At 54.0% G+C, this 2,326-nt stretch carries 1 protein-coding gene and 2 pseudogenes; all 3 read right to left on the reverse strand.

Going from position 1 to position 2,326, the window contains the following annotated elements:
• Positions 1–399: 399 nt before the first annotated feature.
• Positions 400–825, reverse strand: a pseudogene (locus AX760_RS26140) (IS66 family transposase); the annotation flags it as partial.
• A gap of 662 nt (positions 826–1,487) precedes the next feature.
• Positions 1,488–2,046: pseudogene (locus tag AX760_RS03575) on the reverse strand (transposase); the annotation flags it as partial.
• A gap of 41 nt (positions 2,047–2,087) precedes the next feature.
• Positions 2,088–2,326: transposase (locus AX760_RS03580; RefSeq protein ID WP_139276435.1), on the reverse strand; the 239-nt coding region annotated here is incomplete at its 5' end.

Here is a 2,326-nt window from a genome sequence, read left to right on the forward strand (position 1 = left end):
CTGATATATTTTGTTTTATAATTATGAATTGGATTCACGTCTTAAGTGTAATCACTATGACTGAAGTCAAAAACTGTATTTACCATAATAATTAGTTAACCAATTTTATCAAGAGTTCATTTGAAGTGGCATCGCCGCGTTCGCATCCAAGGCCTGTAGACAAACTCCGAAAACCCAAAGAGCAGCGCCGGACGCCCAAATAGCCTCACAGATTCAATTCGTTAATATCTGGGCAGCAGCTCACCTATCCCGCACGTTGCAAGCGTTAAAGCATTCGTTTGGCTCCGCAGCATATTGAACGAAAGTGCGCTTCAATTGCCTTCGCGCCGCAAACCGGGGTCCGTATGAAAAGGTTTTGCCAATCACGCGACGAAGCCCTTTGTGAAGTCTGGATGCGCCTTCTTCAGTCCGTCTCTGCTTGTGACCGCTTACGATAGCGTTGATCGTGCTCGTCATATACGCAAACGGACCGACGGCATTGCGCTTGCAGGTCTCAATGAGCGAAGCGATGGTCGCCCGGTTCTTGGCTCCCGCATCGTCGACTGCAAACAGTGCGCTCTTCCGATGGAGGCCTGTCGACCGAATGGTCCGCTCGCCGGTGACCGTTCCTGTCGTCCAGCAAGGCGAGCCTCTGGATTCTCGCAGCTCGGCCTTGATCCGATACAAGTCACCGATCCGTTTGACACCGTCCTTGGCAATAGGTGCTGATCCGTTGCGGGTGATCTCCGCCAGCCTGCGACGAGAGTGCGCCTAGCAAGAGGCAAGCAGAATGTCTGCGCCGACACGTCCCGGTGCGATCAGCCTGTTGTATCCGGCATAGCCGTCTCCCCCGCCGGAAACAGCCGTCAAAAAGGAACATTTTGCTCCCCTGCAGACAGATCCGAAGCAAGCCTGGCGCAGTTTTCAGTGGCTAACCTCAAAGAGACTATTGAGCGTTAAAAGGTGAGAACCAATGAGTTGCCGACAATAGTGCATGGCCCAAAAGCAACATGTGAATGAGTCAAGCCGTCGCGTTTAATGCGATACTTTGTTGAGCAGGAAGAGTGATGGAACGGACAATAGTTTTACACCAGGGTCTCTATCAGGAGCCACGAAATCAATTTGACAGACTTGCGGACAATCGGGCCAGCTCAACGGTTCAATCCTTGACAATATCCGCTGCCAGCTCAAACACGGTTGCCGAGGCAGCCCTGCAATTGCACGCAATTATTATACGCGGCTTTGTCCGTCCCTACATCGATGAAAGCACGCGCAGCGAATTTGCCAATGCCATACGGTTGGGGTTGGATGGGCGTTGACGCGACCACAATGTCGAGCTGGCACTATCAATACCGGGGCGAATTTTCCAACAACTTGCCGAAGTGAAATTCGCACTCACGCCAGTGTCGAGGACATGGAGAATTGCGGATTTTTCTGCGACTGAGGTGGCTTGGTTTGTCTGAACAGTTCCGGGCTTTTCGTTAAGTGGGTTTCCGCCTCCACTATGCCGCCCTGTTGCGGACGTGGCCTTCATCTCGGATCTTGATCCGCAAGGCATCGAAGAACACCAGCGGATAGACCGGCTCCAGAGGCCGCGACGGCCATGTCGCCACCTTGTCCAGCACCGCGTCGGTGGCAACAGAGATCAAGTCTGGCGACGCGTCGATGCCGTGAAGCTCCTGGACAGGCCCGACGATCTCGCGCGTGCTCGTGCTCAGCGTAAACGCGAAGCGTTTATCGCGATCGCGCATACATCGATACGATCTTCTCGTCGAAGCCTGGAAAGCGGCGCTGATATTTGGCAAGCAATTGAGGATCGAAACTCGACTGCCGGTCGCGGGGGATGGAAAGCTCAAGCGAGCCGCTGTCCGTCAGCACCGTCTTGCGGCCGTCGCCATTGCGGCTATTTCCAGGGGCCCTGTCGCCAGAGAGGTGATGGTCCATCTCCGCGTTCAAAGCCCGTTCCGCCAGGGCCTTCTTCAACTGATCGAGCAGCCCGTTGCTGTCGAAAGTTGTCTTCGCATCAGAACCGGCCAACAGTTGTTCAAGGATGCTATCGGGAATAATAGGTGGCGGCGATACCGCTTAGAGTCCGTCCGAACACTTTCTCATTTTGAACATAGCCTTCGCAGCATGAGGCGGATGGAGGCTAATTTGAGGAAGGCAAGCGCATTTCTTGACAGGTTTTCGAGGTCCTTGGCCAGTCTACGGCATCGTCCGAGCCATGCGAAGGTTCGCTCGACAACCCATCGGCGTGGCAACAACTCGAAGCCTTTGGCCGCATCGGATCGCTTGACGATTTCAGTTGCCAGACCTGGTCTGGCCTTCTTCTGACCCTTTGCGAAGA

This window comes from Pararhizobium antarcticum, from assembly GCF_001885585.1.
GTDB lineage: Bacteria > Pseudomonadota > Alphaproteobacteria > Rhizobiales > Rhizobiaceae > Pararhizobium > Pararhizobium antarcticum.